Raw genomic sequence first — 19,117 nt, 5'->3', positions numbered from 1 at the left:
CACGGAGAAAGGTGTAGAACTTGCAAAGCGGCTCTGTATAGCATGAGATTATTCATTTGTGTTTGTTTTTCATAGGTATGAATGAGCTCGCTAACGCTCGGTTGTCCACGTCATCGCTGCTTTCAGCGCGCTCTTCCTCGCAATGACATGGTTAAGAAAAGTCTCTTAATTCTCGTTCTTAGTATCACCTTTAACCGCTGCCATGGTTACTTTAGGTTTACCGATGATCTTATAAACGCCTTCGCCTTTTAAGATGGTGGCAACTTCGTTCTTATCGTTCATTAGCTTAGCGGCGCGGGCCAATTCTTTATCGTACTTAAAGTTGCATTCGTAACGGCCTTTTTCATAATAATAGCGCGCGGCTATTTCGTTTTCAAGCACCTGTTTGATCTCGGACTTGTGCTGCTGCATATCGTTAGCTTTTGCGATAGCCAGTTTAGCCTTTAACGATTCAAATTCGGTTTTAATGTCGTCAAACTCTTTATCCCTGTCGGCTTCTGTTTTCAGATCGGCCAATACTTTTTCTGAGCGGTTGCTGTACTTATAATCTTTTGTTGAAAGGAATTTGATAAAGTCGGCATAATCGGCATCGCTTAACGAAAAGTTTTTAGGGTCGCCAATTTTAGCATGTGTATTGCGGTATTGCGTAGCGTAATCAAATATCAGCAGCTTGCCTACCAGTACCTGGGTAACATTGGCAAAACGCTCCTGCGGGATAAACAGATCGGGGTAAATACCGCTGCCATCATAAACGGAACGGCCATCCTTGGTTTTGTATTCGTGCATCAGCGAATCGGCAACCTTATCAACGCTGCCATCGGCATTGCGGTGGGTATAATCCAAAGCCTGGATACAACGACCCGATGGAGTATAATATTTAGCAATGGTGATCTTTACCAAACTGTTATACGGCAGGTTGAACGTTTGCTGTACCAAACCTTTGCCATAACTGCGCTGGCCGATGATCACGGCACGATCAAGATCCTGCAGCGAGCCGGCAACAATTTCGGAAGCCGAGGCCGAACGGCTGTTTACCAAAACAACCAAAGGCAAATTAGGCTCAACCGGGGTACTGTAGGTATGGTAGGTGTAATTCTTATCCTTTACCTTGCCTTTTTGCGATACCACCTCAACATCTTTAGCTACAAACAGGTTCACTATTTTTACAGCTTCCTGCAAAATACCGCCGCCGTTTGAGCGCAGATCGAGAATAATACCGCTTGGATTGCTTTTTTTAAGGGTAACCAGGGCGTTGGTTACTTCGTCGCCGCTGTTCTCTAAAAACTTATCGAGCTTAATATAGCCCATGTTGCCTTCAACCATGCCAAAGTACGATACGTTCGGCTGTTTGATCTCATCGCGAACCAGGTTTTTATCAATAGGCTCGGCAACGCCTTCGCGTTTAATGGTTAGTTTGATGGGCGCACCTTTACTGCCTTTAAGCAGAGCGCTAACCTGGTCGCTGGTTTTGCCATCCAGGTTAATATCGTTAATTTTTACCAGCTGATCGCCGGCGTGTACGTCGCCCCGTTGTGCAGGGAAACCTTCGGCAACATCGGATATAAATACCTTTTTGTTGCGGGTAAAGATGCTTGCGCCAATGCCGCCGTATTGAGTGCTTACGTATTTAAGCTTGTAATCTTCAATTTCCGATTCGGGTACAAATTCGGTGTAAGGGTCAAGGCCCTCCAGCATGGCATCAACACCGGTTTTAACCAGTTTCGAGGGGTTTATTTCGTCAACATAATTGATATTGATCTCTTTGTATACCGATGCAAAAACATCAAGGTTTTTCGATATCTGGAACAGATCATCATTAAAGCTCCACAAAACAACCGCAAATGCACACACCCCGGCTGTTATACCCAGTTTTTTATAAGTTTTATTCAACACAACACGCCCTTTCATTCTAAAATCGGTATTAAAGGTATAAATGTATAAAAAAACACTGTGAGGTTTAAGCGTGCGTTAATTTTTTTTACAATATATTGGTATTAATATTTACCAACGCTTTACGTAAAGTAAAAACAACATATTTACGGTCGCGGTTTAACAGGGCCATTAAGCGGTTTATCAGCTCATCTTCCTGTCCCGCAGTATATTGCAGCTGCTCATCGGTTAAATGATTATATTTTCTTTTCACTTTAATTTTTACCCGCTCCCACTCGTTGTTGTTGATCGTTATTTCGGCCATTGCTTGTTTATTTTTGAACAAAAATATAAAAATCAACGCATTGTCGTTTTATTAATTTTGGTTCAACTTTTGTTGGATCATATATGCTAACTAAAACTAAAAAAACCATGAAAAAGTATGTGTTAAGTATAGCGGCGATATTACTGTTAAGTATCGGCGCCAGGGCCCAGTTTACGTTGGGGCTAAAAGGCGGACTAAATGTTTCAAAGATCAATACCGATAACGTGGCCGAATCGACCGTAACTGGTTACCAGTTCGGCGCTTTTGCAAGGATAGGCACAAGCTGGTATTTACAGCCCGAAATGTACATAGGCAGCAAGGGCGGGCAATTCAACTTCGATACAGAAGGGACAAATACCGGCGGATCGGCCAAGGTAAGGTTTACTTCGCTTGATGTACCTGTATTGCTTGGTAAATCATTTGGAGCCAAAAGTTTTAATTTACGCATTATGGCCGGGCCCATTTATTCGTACATTTTAAATACCGACCAAAGCTTTTCGGATAATTTGAGTAATGCTTATAAGGATCTGGGTAATTACAATAACAGCACTTTAGGTTACCAGGCGGGTGCGGGTATTGACCTGGGCAATATTTCTTTCGATACGCGCTACGAAGGCGGCCTCACCCAGATCAACGAAAAATACGGGCAACGCCAAAACCTGTGGCACTTTAGTTTAGGATTTAAGATATTGTAAGACCTAAATCCGGAAGTCAAACAATTAAAATTGTCATTTCGAACGAGGAACGAGAGAGAACTATCTCTTGAGCGGGATAGAGCCTTGACTGTGTGAGCGAAAAAATCTTCTGCTCAATACCTGTCTATAGCAGAGGATCTTTCACTATCGTTCGAAATGACAATTTAATTTGATTGACAGGCTCTATGTTTATTTCGTCTTTGTAAACGACAGTACAACATAGCCGGTTTTACCGGCCCAATCAACAGGTACCTTTAAAACCATGGTGCCGTTATCAATACTCGCGATAACCAAACGATAGCCTGAATCAATATTTTTGGCCTTATCGCCCTGGTATACTTTTTTAAATTGGAAAGCCGGAGTCTCGCCCTTACCCGGATCATAGTACGACCAGAATATACTTTGCGACATCCCGTTTACCAGGCTGTACTGACCGTTACCGCTGTTGGTAAGTATCCAGGTGCTGTTTACAAAACCCTGTGGCGATGTCTGTTCAAATATCCGTTGTATGGTACCGGCAACCACATCCTGGTAAGTTACTGTATTGCACACCCAGGTACCTACAAATTTACTGCGTGCCGGGCCCGCTGTGTACGATACTGCTTTTTGCGTGGTGGAACATGAACTAAAAAACGCGCCGGTTAAAATGGCGATGATGGTGTATTGGATCAATTTCTTCATTATAAACTTTGGTTATATACTCCATAACACATTTATGCACGCAATGTTAGCAAAAACCGGTAATTTTTTACTTTTGGCAGTTATCAACAGCCTTTAAGATCAGCATTGTCCTTTCATCAACAGAGGTATCACCTTCAATGCGGATAACTTTACATGTTAACCCTTTCATCCATTGGTTGTGCACACCTATCGAACGCCGTTGTGATTCCGGGTCATCGTAACTTGCGGCCCAGTTTAAAAAATCGAGGTACTGCTGATATCTTTCGGGATCATTATAGATCACATCGCCATAACGCTCGTATTCGCGTTTTTTAAGTCGGTCAAGCCGGATATTGGGCGGCACAAGTAAAAATACGGCAAGGTCAAAAGCGCTCAGCCATTCGTCGCCCCAACTTACCATCGAGCCGCCGACGACGTAATTATCCAGCCCGGCGATACCGTTGCGCAGCATCTGGTTTCTTAACTCCGGGTCGCGCCTGATAGTGAACGGCGGGTCGCTCTTTTCCCAGAAAAACTCATCGTTATCAAAATACGGGTATTGCAATTGTTGCGACAGGTGCCGGCCTAAAGTAGTTACTCCCGAGCCCGATGCACCGAAAATGTGGATACGCATAATTTAGTTAAGTTGATTACGAATCCAGGTCGAGGGTTAAAAAGATCTGCCCGTCGGGCCTTTTATAAATATACAACGTGTTCAGCGCTAAATCTGCAATATCATGCCCCCAAATGCCATACTTACCGTTGGTTTCGTTCCGGTTTAACAATTGTTTTCGCTCTTTTACCGGGATGGTTTTAACAGCCGATGTTTGCTCTTCTTCGGCATAGATCTCCTGGTATTTTTTATTCACCAGCCAAACAAAATCTTTTCGCGACATGCCATTTTTGCCCGGTTTAACCGTAAACTTCGCTGGCTTTTTTAAAGGATAATCAATGATCAAAAAACATTCACTGTAATTAAGGATGATTTCATCGGCGTCAATCAGCCGGGGTGTTTCCTTTTCGGGATTTTCAATATCTATCCATGGCATAATGCCGTTTTTAAACAGGGTATCTCCTGGCTCCGCTTTTACTTTAAAACTGATCTTTTTAATCAATACTCCTAATGTATCGCTGTTATCCAGTTGTTGCGCTTTGGCTTCCATTGCCAATATAGTGTCCTTTGAAGGCCCACCAGGAATATTACTGCGATGGGTACAACCCCACAGTAAAATTGCTATGATGAGTAAAACGCGTTTCATCCTAATGCTGTTTAAATATTGCCGGAAATGGATAATGATTACTTGCAAACTGCCAAAGCAAATATGCAATAAAACAATCAGGTCTTAAAACTGTGAGACTGATGTTAATTAACCTATGGGTATCTTTGCAAGTTGGTTAATGCAACTGCATTTAACGAAAGTTCTTTGACATCAAACATGGGTATACCGATGTGATACCTATGAGATACCCATGTGTTTGATGGGTATAAAAAGCTAAAAAACGCCCCTACAGTACTGGAATAGGAAAAAAGCCAGAAAGTTTGTGAAAAACACCGAAGAATACCCATGTGTTAGAGCGAAGCCGATAACTTATATAGCGGCTCTGTAAGTCGGGGAGTGCTTCGTCCCTCGCAATGACGCGCGAAGAAAGCACACCCAAAAAAATCCGAAATCGAAAATCCGAAATCGAAAATCCGAAATCACGCTATCGCTTTATTCCGCTCTATCACCTCCCGATAATAATCTTCGTAAACAGGCAATATCAGGCTCAGATCAAACTCTTTGGCGCGCGAAAGGGCGGCTTCTTTAAACTGCTGCAAACGGACATCATCCTGCAAAATGTAGATCGATTTTTCGGCCATGCCTTCTACATCACCCGGTTCGCATAAAAAGCCGGTAACACCCTCTACATTCAGTTCGGGTAAACCACCGGCGTTCGAGCTGATAACCGGTACGCGGCAGGCCATGGCTTCCAAAGCTGCCAAACCAAAGCTTTCTGTTTGTGATGGCATCATAAACAGATCGGATACCGAAAGGATCTCTTCAATAGCTTCCTGCTTGCCCAAAAAGCGCACGTTATCGCATACGCCCAGGTCGCGGCACAGTTGCTCGCATTCCGAACGCTCGGGGCCGTCGCCTACCATTAGTAGTTTTGACGGGATGACTTTATTGACGATGGCAAATATTCTGATCACATCGTCAGTACGTTTAACCTTGCGGAAGTTGGAGGTGTGGATCAGTATCTTTTCGCCTGCAGGCGCTATCGCTTTTTTAAAGTGATCTTTAGCTTTCATGCTAAAGCGTTTCAAGTCGATAAAGTTCGGGATCACGCGAATCTCGTTCTCAATCTCAAAAAACCGCAGCGTATCATCCTTTAGGTTTTGCGAAACGGCGGTAACACCGTCCGACTGATTGATAGAGAAAGTCACCACCGGTTTATAGGTCCTGTCTTTACCCACCAAAGTAATGTCGGTGCCGTGCAGGGTGGTTACAACGGGGATATGAATACCATAAGTAGCCAGTATTTGTTTGGCCATAAAAGCCGCCGAGGCATGCGGAATGGCGTAATGCACATGCAAAATGTCGAGCGCTTCAAACCGCACCACATCAACAAGCTTACTGGCCAGGGCAAGCTCATAAGGCGGGTAATCAAACAGCGGATATTTTGATACCGATACCTCGTGATAGAACAGGTTTTCGGAGAAAAAATCGAGCCGGGCAGGTTGGTTATAGGTTACAAAATGTACCTGGTGGCCAATATCGGCTAAAGCCTTGCCTAATTCGGTGGCAACCACACCGCTACCGCCAAAAGTTGGATAACAAACAATTCCGATCTTCATCTGGATACGTGTTAATTAAAAACGCCGCAAGTTAAATCCAATATTTTCAATTATTGTGAACTGCATGTAAAATAACACGTGTCACTACTTATTTACAAACCGGCATTAATGGCCTTATAAACAGCATCTTGTATGCGTCCGCGAATTTTTAACTGCGATAGTTTATCGCTTACTTTAGGGTTTACACGGTTTGATAAAAAGATGTATACCAGGTTACTCTTCGGGTCGACCCAGATACAGGTGCCCGTATAACCAGTGTGCCCGTAGGTTTGCGGCGATGCCAGTTCGGACGGGTAATGTAACGATACGTTAGGGTCCCACATATCAAAACCTAAACCGCGGCGACTGATATCTGTTTGTTTTTTGGTAAAATCGGCAACCACTTCGGGTTTGAGGTATTGCACCCCGCCGTAAGTACCGCCGTTAAGCACCATCTGGTATAAAATAGCCACATCATTAGCGCTGGCAAATAAACCTGCATGGCCGGCAACACCGCCCATTAACGACGAAGTTGGATCATGCACATAACCGATCAGTAGGGCATGGCGGTATTCTTCGTCGTTCTCTGTGGGGATGATCTGCTCCTTTTTAAACCGGTACAATGGTAAAAAGCCTGCGGTTTGCATACCCAGCGGGTTATAAAAATGTTGCTGTACATACACGTTAAGCGGCACCGAGGTGATATTCTCTTCTATCTCGGCCGTTAGTATCATACTCAGGTCGCTGTACACGTATTTGCCCCGGGTTCTGAGCGGCGAGTTCATCATATCGGGTATCATTACATTTTTGTAATAATCTTTCCGTAAAAAAAGGTTATCGGTTAACCTTGTCGGGAAAGCGGCTGATGAATCGGCACTGTAATCAGTAGCTGGTTTTATTTTACCATAAGTAGCGATATCGGGTATCAAACCGGCCTGGTGCGTTAACAATTCGCGTACTTTAATATCGCTTTTATTGGTGTTACGGGCTTTGGCAATGTAATAGCCCAGTGTTGAATCGAGGTTAAGTTTGCCTAAACCCGTTAAACGCATAGCCTCCATGGTGGTCGCCGATACCTTGGTCATAGAAGCCAGGTCGAAAATATCGGTCAGCTTATCGGGCATGGTTTTATCATAGGTATGATAACCATATGCTTTGTTAAATATCACCTTGCCATCCTTAGCTACCAATACCACGCAGCCCGGCGCTGCATGCTGGCTAATGGTTTCGCGGGCAATGTCATCAATAGCCATCAGGTTACCCGCGTTAATGCCGGCACTCTCGGGCACGGTATATTGCAAGCGTGTTTTTACCGTTAAAAAGCCGGAACCTGCTATGTATTTTGGCGACAGGTTTTTGCTCAATTTTTGCGTTACCGCGATACCCCCAAACACAACCTGCGCGGTATATGCCGCCGATACAGGCGTTTGCCTGATGGCGTATATAATAGGTGCGGTAATAGCATCGGCACCGTTATAGTTTTGCCCGTTGCTAAACAGGATAACAATTACGTTTTTTAGGTTTTTATTGTTATTGATGAAATCCACCATCTGTTTGTTCGCCAGCTCGGCATCGGTAACTTCAACGATCAGGGTATTGTAAAGCTTGAGGTCTTCAGACAGGTCGTCGAGGTTTTTGGCCCCCACGTACTCGTTTCCGTTAAACGATTGTACCCTGGTATACTTGTTTGCAATACTATCAAAAACGGCGGCCTGGGGATAGCTGAAATGAATACTGGCCACCTGTATCTGATCGAGGTTCTGCAGCGGAACCAGTTGCTGCTGGTTGTTGAGCAGCACCGTGTTCTTCTCGATCAGTTTTTCCTCGTTCAAAATAGCCATGTTGATCATATGCGGGTTTTGCGCACAGGCCATATTCATCATCGAAAGCATCAGCATTAACAGGCATACAATGCCATCGATCTTATTTTTGTTCATATACCTTTTCTCCGTTTACATAGGTTTTCAGTACCTTAACTTTAGGCAGTTGGGCACCGTTAATTGTCATTATATCTTTATCCAGTATCACAAAATCAGCAAATTTGCCAACTTCAATGCTGCCTTTTTCTTTTTCTTCAAAGTTTGCCTTAGCCGCCCAAATGGTCATCCCCATTAAGGCCTCTTTACGGCTCAGTGCGTTTTCCACCTGGAAACCTTTAACGGGTAAGCCTTGCAGATCTTTACGCTCAACTGCAGCATAAAAGGTATACATCGGGTTGATGTTTTCAACCGGGAAATCGGTACCCAGCGGGATCCATCCGTTTTCGTCCAGCAATTGCTTGTAGGCATAACCTCCTTTTAACCTGGCGGTACCCAAACGTTTAACGGCCCAGTTCATATCCGATGTGGCATGTGTTGGCTGCACCGATGGTACGATGCTGTTTTCGCCAAATAATTTAAAATCGCCGGGGGCTATGATCTGCGAATGTTCAATGCGCCAGCGCCTGTCGTTCTTGCCTTTCAGCATACCTGCATAAATATGAAGCATTACCCGGTTAGCCGAGTCGCCAATGGCATGGGTACACATCTGGAAACCGTGCTCATATATCTTTTGGGCAACATCGGCAAAGTGCGCCTGGCTGCTTAATAAAAATCCTTTCCATTTTTTCTGGTCGCTGTAATCCTGCAAAAGGCATGCCCCGCGCGATCCCAGCGCACCATCGGCATAAACCTTAAACGCACGCACATTTAAACGCGGAGTTTTGATGATGCCATGTTTAAACAAATAGGTATAATTATCCGGCTTATCCGAAAGCATTAAATAGATGCGCATTTTAAGTGCGCCCTTGTTTTGTAATTGCCTTAAAGGACTAATCACATCATAATTTTCGCCGCAATCGTCAACAGTGGTTAAACCTACAGCAAAGCAGTTGGCCTGCGCGCTCATTACGGCGTTAGTTCCCTCTTGCTCTGTTGGCGGTGGTATGTGGTGCGACACTAAACCTACTGCATTATCTACCAGGATACCTGTTAATTTACCGTTAACGGTTTCAATTTCGCCGCCTGCTATGGTTTGACCGGGTTTAATGGCGGCAATATTTAAAGCAGCCTGGTTGGCAATAGCGGCATGACCGTCAATACGGGTCAGGATCACCGGCCGGGCCGGGAAAAGCGAATCGAGTTTGCCTTTGGTTGGAAATTGTTTTACCTTCCATTTGTTCTGATCCCAGCCCCGGCCTATCAGCCAGCCCTCGGCGTTAAGTTTGGAGAAGGCAAGCACTGTGTCGATAATTTCAGCCCAGCTTTTGGTGCCTACCAGGTCTACATGCTGCAAACTGATACCATATTGCAGAAAGTGTGCGTGAGCATCAATAAAGCCGGGGTAAACGGCGTGGTTACCGGCATCAACCACCTCGCGGGCGTTGTATTGTTTTTCCAGATCGACGGTTGCACCGACAGCTAAAATTTTACCTCCTTTTACCACAAAGGCTGTGGCTGTACTAAATTTGTCATCAACCGTATATACCTGTGCATTTTTTACTAACAGATCGGCATTATACTCTTTTTGCTTACAAGCTGCCAATAACAAGGGGAGCAGCAAAGCAGGTAACAGTTTCTTCATAGGCTATTAACACAAAAAATACCCGGTGGTTTTGTAATCCTGACAAGGTAACCACATAACGAGTGTAAAGTTATGGCATCATTTTTCTAATTTAGCATCGAAATCGAAATTGAAGGGAAATATTTTAGATGTTTGATATAATACAGCTTTTACCTGATGCGGTTGCCAACCAGATAGCCGCCGGCGAAGTGGTACAAAGACCGGCATCGGCAGTAAAAGAGCTGGTTGAAAATGCTATTGACGCTGGCGCGGATAAGATACAGCTGATACTGAAAGATGCAGGCAAGGCGCTGATACAGGTAATTGACAATGGCTGCGGCATGAGCATGACCGATGCACGCATGTGTTTTGAGCGGCATGCCACATCCAAAATACGCAAAGCCGAAGACCTGTTTGCCATTCGTACCATGGGCTTTCGCGGCGAAGCCATGGCCTCTATTGCAGCTATTGCGCAGGTGGAGCTAAAAACCCGCCGCATGGAAGATGAGCTGGGCACACAAATAGATATAGAGGGCTCCGAAATTATCAAACAGGAGCCTTGCCAATGCAATGCGGGCACTTCAATTTGTGTTAAAAACCTGTTTTACAATACCCCGGCACGCCGTAACTTTTTAAAGGGTAACGCGGTTGAGATGCGCCATATTATCGACGAATTTCAGCGCGTGGCTTTGGCCAACCCGCATATATTTTTTACCATGCACCACGATGGGCAGGAGGTTTACCATTTGCCTGCCGCCAGCTTTAAGCAACGCATTATCCACCTGTTGGGCAACCAATATAATCAGCGCCTCGTACCCGTTGAGGAGGATACAAGCATTATCAAATTACGTGGCTTTGTTGGCAAACCAGAGTTTGCGCGCCGCACGCGGGGCGAGCAGTTCTTTTTTGTGAACAACCGTTTCATCAAAGATGCTTACCTGAACCACGCGGTGATGACGGCTTTTGAAGAGCTGCTGCCTGATGACAGTTACCCGCTGTATGTTTTGTTTATCGAGATCGACCCATCCAAGATCGACATCAACGTACATCCTACTAAAACCGAGATCAAATACCAGGACGAGAAGGCTATTTATGCCATTATCCGCTCGGCGGTAAAACGCTCTTTGGGAAAATATAATATTACACCCACTATTGATTTTGACCAGGAGAACAGCATTGAGCATTTGATCACTTCGAAGCCGATGGACGAGATCGTGGCGCCGAGCATTAAGTTCAACCCTGATTTTAACCCTTTCAGCAGCCAGCCTGCACCATCGCGCGAAAGCGCACCACGCTACAGCGGCGATTATCAAAAAGCACCTATCTCGCAAAACTGGGATACCTTGTACGAGATAAGCAAACGCGAAGAAACGCTACAGCAACGGATGGAGGTTGAAAGCCAGGCAATAGAAGTTGAAGAACAGCAGATCAGCAAATCGAGTGAGCGGCAGTTGTTCCAGATCCACAACCGGTTTATTCTGTCGCAGATCAAGTCGGGATTTTTAATGGTAAACCAGCAAGCAGCGCACGAGCGTGTGCTGTACGAGCGTTTTTTACAGCAGCTGGAAACACATTCGGGCGTAAGCCAGCAAAGCCTGTTCCCCCAAAGCGTTACCTTAAACGCCGCCGATTACGAACTGTTAAGAATGCTCTTACCCGATGTACGGGCGCTTGGTTTTGACATACGCGAGTTTGGCAAAAACACCGTAGTGGTCGAAGGTGTCCCCGCCGAGCTAAACAATGCCAGCGAGCATGCTTTACTCGAACATTTATTAGAGGGCTTTAAAAACAATCAGGCTATTTTAAAGTTGGATAAAAGAGATAATTTAGCACGTTCGCTTGCGCGCAACGCGGCCATTAAAACGGGCACTAAACTATCGCTCGAAGAGATGAACTTACTGATCGATCAGCTCTTTGCCTGCAAAATGCCCAATGTTTCGTTAAGCGGCAAACCCATAATTATTACGTTTACGCTCAATGAGCTTTTAGAAAAATTTGACAAGTAAAAATTACGTATATCAATCATCATGAGTCAATACAGGCAATCGCCCTTTGCTAATATACCGCCGGTTGTAAAAAACCTGCTCATTATAAATATTATATGCTATTTGGCCGAATGGTTATTGGGCAGTCACTTCGATATGGTCAAGATATTTTCGGCGTTTTATTTTGATTCGCCGTTCTTCAGGCCATGGCAGGTAATTACGTACATGTTCCTGCATGATCCCAACGGCCCATGGCATTTGCTGGGTAATATGTTTGCCTTATTCATATTCGGCCCAACGCTCGAATACACTATGGGCTCCAAACGTTTTTTTAACTACTATTTTATTTGCGGCATTGGTGCATTTTTAATGCAAACCGCAGTACAGGCTTTCGAGGTTCATAACATAACCGGCACCTTTACAGCTTTACATCATAATTTTACCGATCAGGCCAGCCTGGATAAAATACAGCAAATCTACTATGGTCCTGTTTTGGGCGCGTCGGGCGCAATTTTTGGTTTGCTGCTGGCTTTCGGAATGTTGTTCCCCAATGTCGAAATGTTTATCATCCCCATCCCATTCCCCATTAAAGCCAAGTACCTGGTTACCGGTTATATTGTAATTGAGCTTTTTTTGGGATACGAACAATTCGGAGGTGATAATGTGGCGCACTTTGCGCATATCGGCGGTGCACTCATCGGGTTTATCCTGATCAAAATATGGGGATTGCGCAGCCCCCGACAATTTTATTAGCCAATTGCAGTTTAAAATAATAATTGCTATTTTATGAGCACTATGTGGGAAGAAATACGGTACAAGGTTTTGCGGTCAAAAAGCAGGCTTACCCTACTGATCGTAATAAATGTTGCCGTTTTTTTAGCATTAGGCATTTTCTATGCTATCGAAAGCATCGCCACAGACCAGCATGTACTCCAACAAACGGTGTTTACCTATCTTGAGCTGCCAAGCAACTTACCGGTATTGTTAAAACATTTTTGGACACCCTTTACCTATCTGTTTTTACACGATGGCTTGTTGAATACCATATTTAATATGCTTTGGCTGTATTGGATGGGCCAGATCATCGAAGATTACCTGGGTGGTAAAAAACTTACCGCTATTTATTTGATGGGCGGATTAGTTGGCGCAGTATTTTATATCGCCGCGTTTAACCTTATTCCCGCATTTGCAAATGCGCAATTCGATTCGTATATAACAGGTGCGCCTGCATGTGTTGCAGCGGTAATAGTTGCAGCGGCCACATTATTGCCCAACTATGGCGTATTCATTATTTTCTTCGAATTAAAGTTAAAATGGCTGGCAACAATTTATGTAGCATTTGATATTTTAGCATTAAGGGGCCCGCATGCAGCCGGTGGTTTTGCCCAACTTGGTGCAGCGCTTTTAGGTTTTATATTTATCAAGCAGTTACAACGCGGTAACGATTGGAGCAGCCTGTTCGAAAAAATGTTTCAGCCCAGGCCAAAACTTAAAGTAGCGGTTAAAAATTCGGGGAAATTTACAAATCCCAAACCAAGGCAGGACGAAATAGATCGTATATTAGACAAAATTTCGCAAACAGGTTATGAAAGCCTGAACAAACAGGAAAAAGAAACCTTATTCAGAGCCAGCAGTGATGATAAAAGCTAAACCCAAGCTTTCCTTTTTTGATAAACTGGTTTTATTTACCAATTATGGTTTCGCCTTTTCACTGCTTGTTAGTTACGTCGCCCCTTTTGTCAGTCCGCAAACATTTTGGCCGGTAGCTTTTTTTGGCCTCGCGTATCCGTTTTTATTGCTGTTCAGCCTGTTTTTTATAGTCTACTGGTTTTTCAGGGGCAAAATATACATGCTGGTTTCCATTATTGCTATCGGGATAGGCTATAAAGCCATTTGTGCTAATATCGGCTTTCACAAACCTACAGATGATGCGCAAAAAAAATCGGCAGAACATATACGGGTAATGACCTACAACGTGCACGATTTTGTTAGTTTCACCTTCGGCCCGCGTGTGCCAACCTTTAACGATATTTTAAATATAGTTGATACCGAGCAACCCGATATTTTGTGCTTTGAAGAGTTTTACAATGACCGTACCGACCGTTTTAAAACACCACATATCAGGGATACCATCTGCAAAACGCTGGGCACCGATCAGTTTTTCTTTTTAGCCTTCAGCCGTAGCAATACCGGCCTTTTCGGGCTATCCATTTTTTCAAAATATCCCATAATCGATCATGGATTTATCCGCCTGTCGCAAAATCAAAGCGATAACCAATGCATATTTATCGATGTTAAAAACAACAATAAGATCTTCAGGGTTTATTGTGTCCATCTGCAATCCATCAGCCTTGAAAAAGCCGATTATAAATACCTGGATAGCGTTACCGAAAAAGGCAAAACCGATCTGCACTCGTCAAAACGCATCGGCGGTAAGCTTAAATTAGCTTTTATAAAACGCGCCGAGCAGGTTTTTTTGGTAAAACAGCATGCAAGCCAGTGCCAGTACCCTTATATTATTGCCGGTGATTTTAACGATACGCCCTCGTCATTCGCTGTTAACCAAATGGCCAAAGGCATCAAGAATGCATTCACCGAAAAAGGATTTGGCTTGGGTAAAACCTATAACGGCGATTTCCCGAATTTTCAGATCGATTATATTATGCCCAGTATGCAGTTTGATGTGGTGAATTATAAGATCATAGAAAAAAAGCTATCCGATCATTATGCCGTGCGGAGTGATCTTGTATTGCGATGAAGTTATTATGTTAGTATGTTATTGAGTTATTAGGTTATTCCATCAAAAAAAAGCAATAACTTAATAACTCAGTAACCTAATAACCAAGTCGCAACAACCCAATAACTTAGTAACTATACCGTAAAAACTCAATAACCCAATAACCAATAACTTAGTAACCAATAACAAAATCCGTAAGTTTGCCGCATGAAACAAAAGTTGTTTGTTTACAACACCCTTAGCCGAAAGAAAGAAGAATTTAAAGCCCTTAATGCCCCGCATGTGGGCATGTATGTTTGCGGGCCCACTGTTTATAGTGATGCCCACTTAGGCAACTGTCGTACTTATATCTCATTCGATCTGATATTCCGTTACCTTACCCTGCTGGGGTACAAGGTGCGCTATGTGCGTAATATTACCGATGCCGGCCACCTGGAAGGCGATGCCGACGAGGGTGAAGATAAAATATCGAAGAAAGCAAAACTGGCCCAGGTGGAGCCGATGGAAATTGTACAGAAATACACTGTCGGTTTTCATGATGTGATGCGGATACTCAATACACTGCCGCCAAGTATCGAACCATCGGCAACGGGGCATATTATTGAGCAGATAGAGCTGGTGAAAGTAATTATGCAACAGGGTTATGCGTACGAGGTTGACGGATCGGTTTATTTTGATGTAGAAAAATATAACAAAACCCAGGATTACGGTACCCTTAATGGCCGTAACCTCGAAGATCTGCTGAACAATACCCGCAGCCTTGGCGGCCAGGATGAAAAACACGGCAAGCTCGATTTTGCCCTCTGGATAAAGGCTAAACCCGAACACCTGATGAAATGGCCGTCACCCTGGGGTGTAGGTTTCCCCGGATGGCATCTGGAGTGCTCGGCTATGAGCAACAAATACCTGGGTCAGCACTTTGATATTCATGGCGGCGGGATCGACCTGGTGCCTACGCACCACACTAACGAGATAGCTCAAAATGTTGCCGCCTGCGGTAAAAACCCGGCTACTTATTGGCTACATACCAATATGCTTACGGTTAATGGCACAAAAATGTCAAAATCGTTAGGTAACAGCTTTTTGCCCGAAGAGTTATTTAGTGGTAACAATGATATATTGAATAAGCCCTATAGCCCCATGACGGTGCGCTTCTTTATGCTGCAAACACATTACCGCAGCACGCTCGATTTTTCGAACGACGCTATGGAAGCATCAGAAAAAGGCTTTAAACGTTTAATGAACGCATTTGACCTGTTACCGGGATTAAAGGCATCCGCACAAAGCGAGGTGGATATCCAGTCGATATCAAATAACTGCTACGCCGCCATGAATGATGATTTTAACAGCCCGGTTTTAATTGCCGAACTGTTTGAGTGTTCAAGGATCATTAACTCGGTGCACGATGGTAAAACCAGGATCGATGAACACAACCTGGAAGCCTTAAAAACACTGATGGATACGTTTTTGGTAAATGTGCTTGGCCTGAAAAGCGAGGCGGCGGATAATGACGAATTACCAAAAGTGCTCGATTTTATTATTAATTTGCGCGGCGAAGCTAAAAAAAGCCAGGACTATGCCACATCTGATAAAATAAGGATAGGATTACAGGAAATTGGTTTTCAGCTTAAAGACAGCAAAGAAGGAACTACCTGGACCAAAATATGAGTTGGTAAACAAATCATAAAAATAAATTCGCAACGTTATAATACGCATAATTAAAACAGCTTTAACCTAATTACGTTATACTACCTTCAAACCCGGTCATTATTATCTATGAAAAAAATTATTGCCACAACTGCCCTGATCGCCCTGTTTTGCGGAACAGTTTTCGCTCAAAAAACCGAAGTTAAAAACGTGGTTGATGCCGAACAGGCGTTTAATAAAGCCGTTGCCAAAAAAGGGATAAAAGAAGGTTTTTTAGCATTTTTAGATGATGATGGTATTGTATTCAGGCCAAAGCCGGTAAACGCCAAAGATTTTTATACCAATATTGATAAGCAGCCGGGCAACTTAAGCTGGGAGCCAAAATTTGCCCGCATATCAGCCAATGGCGATCTGGCCTTTAGCGCAGGGCCCTATATTTACCAAAACGGCGCAAGCGATACTGATAAAGTATACGGACATTACGTATCGGTTTGGCACAAGAGCTCAACAGATACTAAACTGAAACTGCTAATAGACTTAGGCATACAACACCCCGAGCCTGAGCAACCTGAACTGGTTGATTTTAAAGAACCCGACCTGAGCAAGGTTTCGCCGCCAAGCACCGACCCATTTGCCGGCAAAAAATTGATATTGTATACCGATAAAGTTGTTAATCAATCGCTCAATATATCAACGATAGCTACTTATAAAGAGTTTTTAAGTCCGGAGGGGCGCTTTTACTTTCCTGGTTTTGAACCAATGGTTGGCCGCGACAAGGTTTTGAAGTTTATAAGCAACGAAGCTATTTCGATTATTGCCGAAACCACAAACGTGGGCCGTGCCGATAGTAAAGACCTGGGATATAGCTATGGTAAAGCCCAGATAAAAAAGGGGACCGTTACCGCCGATTACAACTACGTACGTATTTGGGAATATAGCCAGGACAAATGGAATATTTTGCTTGAGGTGTTCTCGGCAATAGAAAAGTAACAAATATTACTTTTTTTGCTCTTCAAGTATCGCCCTTTCCAGTTCGTTTGCACGTTGCGAACCGATAATATATTCAAGCCCATCCCGGTCGGTTAAATGGATGGCATCATTACCGGATGTAAAAAAACGGATGGTGCCTCTTTTATGCAGATTATAAACGGGATTGTTAAAAAAATAACGGCTATAAGTTCCTTTTTCAACTTTTACAATACTGTTCAGATCAATTTTAACCAGGCGGGTTGTCCATAAGCCATCAAGCATTACACTTTTATTTTGCACCCGGGTACGGAAGTGCAGCAAAAAACCCATAATTGCCGAAATGATCAGTATCGCGAAGCCAACAACCAGTAAAAGGTCGCTGTTGCTTTCACGTTCGCCGGTAAAAAAGTAGATCACAAAGCAAAAAATAGCCATCACCAGGCGAATGCTAATGGGGATCCATTCGCGGCCCAGGTACTGCTTTTCCATAAAAGTGGGTTTATCGCTCATAAATTCAGCTTGTACAGTTCGAAGATAGTAACTTTTTTGGTGTCTGCGCTTACTTTATATCTGTCGTCGGTACGGTAACCGCCGATCCATATGATATCACCGTTGCCATTAACTAATACAGGTATAGTATCTTTTACGTGCAGCGGTACTTTTTCGTTCACAAAAAAATCGCTTAATTTTTTACGCCCTGCCATCCCCAACGGGTAAAAATAATCGCCTTCGGCCCAGTTGCGCAACGTTAAGGGGTAAACCAGTAAATCAGCATCAATTGAAGTTGCCATCGGGTTATCGCGAATGATAAGCGGCGAATCATCGTGCAACAAGGTCAGCTTATATTCATTATACCTAATCTCGTGGATATTTTGCGCTATCAATACAATTTCGGCATTTGCGGCCTTATGTTTAGTGAGGATCAGTTTATCCCTGTCAAGCACCAATAAATATCCCGACGACTCGAACGTGCGCCCCGAATGTTTATCCAGCGAGGCAATGATATTATCGATCACCGATTCGGCAAAGCTGTAACCGCTTAACAGTTCGTATAACAACAACCGCCGCGGATGCAGGTTTTTTACCGCTTCTATTGATATCTGGATGTCACCGGCGTATTCAACAAATAGTTCGGCACGCAGCTTTTGGGTTTGCAGTTTTAGCAGCTCCTCCATCTCGCGAAAGCGCTGCATATTACGTTCAAAAGTTTGCTCCAGTTTGGGGTTTAATTCTTTAAGCACCGGTATTACCTGGTGGCGCAGCTTGTTACGGGCATATTTCACCGATGCATTTGAGCTGTCTTCTATATAAGTCAGATTTTCTTTAGCTACAATGTCATCCACTTCATCGCGGCTTAAAAACAACATGGGCCTTACAATTAAGCCGTTTTTTGGTAAGATACCGTGCATACCTGCAATACCCGTACCCCGGGTTAAATTGAGCAATATAGTTTCAACCGAATCGTTTTGATGGTGCGCTACAGCAATGTAATCGTAATTAAAACTGTGACGGATCTCTTCAAACCACTGATAACGCAGCTCGCGGGCAGCCATCTGGATGGAGATGTTGCGCTCTGCGGCATAAATTGCGGTATCAAAATTGATGGTGTAAAATGGTATATCGAGCTTTTTGGCCAATGCAGCAGTAAAATCCTGTTCGGCTACTGACTCGCTGCCCCGCAATTGAAAATTACAATGTGCAACACCAAAATCAAAACCGGCCTGTTTTAATAAATGGGTAAGCAAAACCGAATCGCGGCCACCGCTTACAGCTACCAGCAACCTGCTTTTTGGGGTAAAAAGGTGGTGCTGATCAATAAAATTTTGCAAACGCTGTACAGGCAACATTTGGTAAAATTATTTAATTTAATTA

17 protein-coding genes are annotated in these 19,117 nt (G+C 43.8%); 7 read left to right on the top strand and 10 right to left on the bottom strand.

All coding sequences use genetic code 11. The annotated features are described in order from the left end of the window. Positions 1-165: 165 nt before the first annotated feature. Positions 166-1,908 (bottom strand): S41 family peptidase, encoded by a 1,743-nt coding sequence (locus ACFGVR_RS09140; protein ID WP_448702505.1) that lies wholly within the window; start codon positions 1,906-1,908, stop codon positions 166-168. Between the two features lie 70 nt (positions 1,909-1,978). Beyond that, positions 1,979-2,194 (bottom strand): hypothetical protein, encoded by a 216-nt coding sequence (locus ACFGVR_RS09135; RefSeq protein WP_448702504.1) that lies wholly within the window; start codon positions 2,192-2,194, stop codon positions 1,979-1,981. A 107-nt stretch (positions 2,195-2,301) separates the two neighbouring features. Here ACFGVR_RS09135 and ACFGVR_RS09130 point away from each other — a divergent pair, with 107 nt between their 5' ends. Further along, entirely contained in the window at positions 2,302-2,889 is a 588-nt protein-coding gene (locus ACFGVR_RS09130; protein ID WP_448702503.1) for a porin family protein, read from the top strand. Between the two features lie 189 nt (positions 2,890-3,078). On the opposite strand, the gene ACFGVR_RS09125 is transcribed toward ACFGVR_RS09130, so the two are convergent. From ACFGVR_RS09125 to ACFGVR_RS09100, 6 genes are all read right to left on the bottom strand, one after another. Beyond that, positions 3,079-3,570, bottom strand: a complete 492-nt coding sequence (locus tag ACFGVR_RS09125; protein WP_448702502.1) for a hypothetical protein — start codon at positions 3,568-3,570, stop codon at positions 3,079-3,081. A gap of 67 nt (positions 3,571-3,637) precedes the next feature. Then, positions 3,638-4,183 carry an AAA family ATPase gene (locus ACFGVR_RS09120; protein ID WP_448702501.1) on the bottom strand — a complete coding sequence of 182 codons (546 nt, stop codon included), beginning with the start codon at positions 4,181-4,183 and terminating at the stop codon, positions 3,638-3,640. A gap of 16 nt (positions 4,184-4,199) precedes the next feature. Then, positions 4,200-4,808: a hypothetical protein gene (locus ACFGVR_RS09115; protein WP_448702500.1), complete on the bottom strand. Its 609-nt coding sequence runs from the start codon at positions 4,806-4,808 to the stop codon at positions 4,200-4,202. A gap of 440 nt (positions 4,809-5,248) precedes the next feature. Next, the gene (gene bshA, locus ACFGVR_RS09110) at positions 5,249-6,388 is read right to left on the bottom strand and encodes an N-acetyl-alpha-D-glucosaminyl L-malate synthase BshA (RefSeq protein ID WP_448702499.1); all 1,140 of its coding nucleotides are present in this window, start codon (positions 6,386-6,388) and stop codon (positions 5,249-5,251) included. Between the two features lie 92 nt (positions 6,389-6,480). Beyond that, a complete protein-coding gene (locus ACFGVR_RS09105; protein WP_448702498.1) occupies positions 6,481-8,304 on the bottom strand; it encodes a serine hydrolase domain-containing protein in 1,824 nt (607 codons plus the stop codon). Then, a complete protein-coding gene (locus ACFGVR_RS09100) occupies positions 8,291-9,928 on the bottom strand; it encodes an amidohydrolase (RefSeq protein WP_448702497.1) in 1,638 nt (545 codons plus the stop codon). Before ACFGVR_RS09100 ends, ACFGVR_RS09105 begins: the two co-directional genes overlap by 14 nt. A 128-nt stretch (positions 9,929-10,056) precedes the next feature. On the opposite strand from ACFGVR_RS09100, the gene mutL reads away from it, so the two are divergent. The 6 genes from mutL to ACFGVR_RS09070 all read left to right on the top strand — a co-directional run bounded on the left by mutL (position 10,057) and on the right by ACFGVR_RS09070 (position 17,266). Further along, positions 10,057-11,913: a DNA mismatch repair endonuclease MutL gene (gene mutL / locus ACFGVR_RS09095; RefSeq protein WP_448702496.1), complete on the top strand. Its 1,857-nt coding sequence runs from the start codon at positions 10,057-10,059 to the stop codon at positions 11,911-11,913. A gap of 21 nt (positions 11,914-11,934) precedes the next feature. Continuing rightward, positions 11,935-12,645 (top strand): rhomboid family intramembrane serine protease, encoded by a 711-nt coding sequence (locus tag ACFGVR_RS09090; RefSeq protein ID WP_448702495.1) that lies wholly within the window; start codon positions 11,935-11,937, stop codon positions 12,643-12,645. A 33-nt stretch (positions 12,646-12,678) separates the two neighbouring features. Beyond that, positions 12,679-13,542 (top strand): rhomboid family intramembrane serine protease, encoded by an 864-nt coding sequence (locus ACFGVR_RS09085; RefSeq protein WP_448702494.1) that lies wholly within the window; start codon positions 12,679-12,681, stop codon positions 13,540-13,542. After that, positions 13,529-14,650 carry an endonuclease/exonuclease/phosphatase family protein gene (locus ACFGVR_RS09080; RefSeq protein ID WP_448702493.1) on the top strand — a complete coding sequence of 374 codons (1,122 nt, stop codon included), beginning with the start codon at positions 13,529-13,531 and terminating at the stop codon, positions 14,648-14,650. Before ACFGVR_RS09085 ends, ACFGVR_RS09080 begins: the two co-directional genes overlap by 14 nt. Positions 14,651-14,836: 186 nt before the next feature. Then, positions 14,837-16,297, top strand: a complete 1,461-nt coding sequence (gene cysS / locus ACFGVR_RS09075) for a cysteine--tRNA ligase (protein WP_448702492.1) — start codon at positions 14,837-14,839, stop codon at positions 16,295-16,297. 108 nt (positions 16,298-16,405) lie between these two features. Further along, positions 16,406-17,266: a DUF4440 domain-containing protein gene (locus ACFGVR_RS09070; protein ID WP_448702491.1), complete on the top strand. Its 861-nt coding sequence runs from the start codon at positions 16,406-16,408 to the stop codon at positions 17,264-17,266. 6 nt (positions 17,267-17,272) lie between these two features. On the opposite strand, the gene ACFGVR_RS09065 is transcribed toward ACFGVR_RS09070, so the two are convergent. Together ACFGVR_RS09065 and tilS are read right to left on the bottom strand one after the other, a co-directional pair. Then, positions 17,273-17,755: a hypothetical protein gene (locus ACFGVR_RS09065; RefSeq protein ID WP_448702490.1), complete on the bottom strand. Its 483-nt coding sequence runs from the start codon at positions 17,753-17,755 to the stop codon at positions 17,273-17,275. Further along, complete coding sequence (gene tilS / locus ACFGVR_RS09060) at positions 17,752-19,092, bottom strand: tRNA lysidine(34) synthetase TilS (protein ID WP_448702489.1); 1,341 nt, start codon at positions 19,090-19,092, stop codon at positions 17,752-17,754. Before tilS ends, ACFGVR_RS09065 begins: the two co-directional genes overlap by 4 nt. Positions 19,093-19,117: the final 25 nt, after the last annotated feature.

The sequence above is a fragment of the Mucilaginibacter aureus genome, from assembly GCF_053514885.1.
Note: the sequence above shows the minus strand (reverse complement) of the source record. Positions and strands in the feature narration are given on the sequence as shown.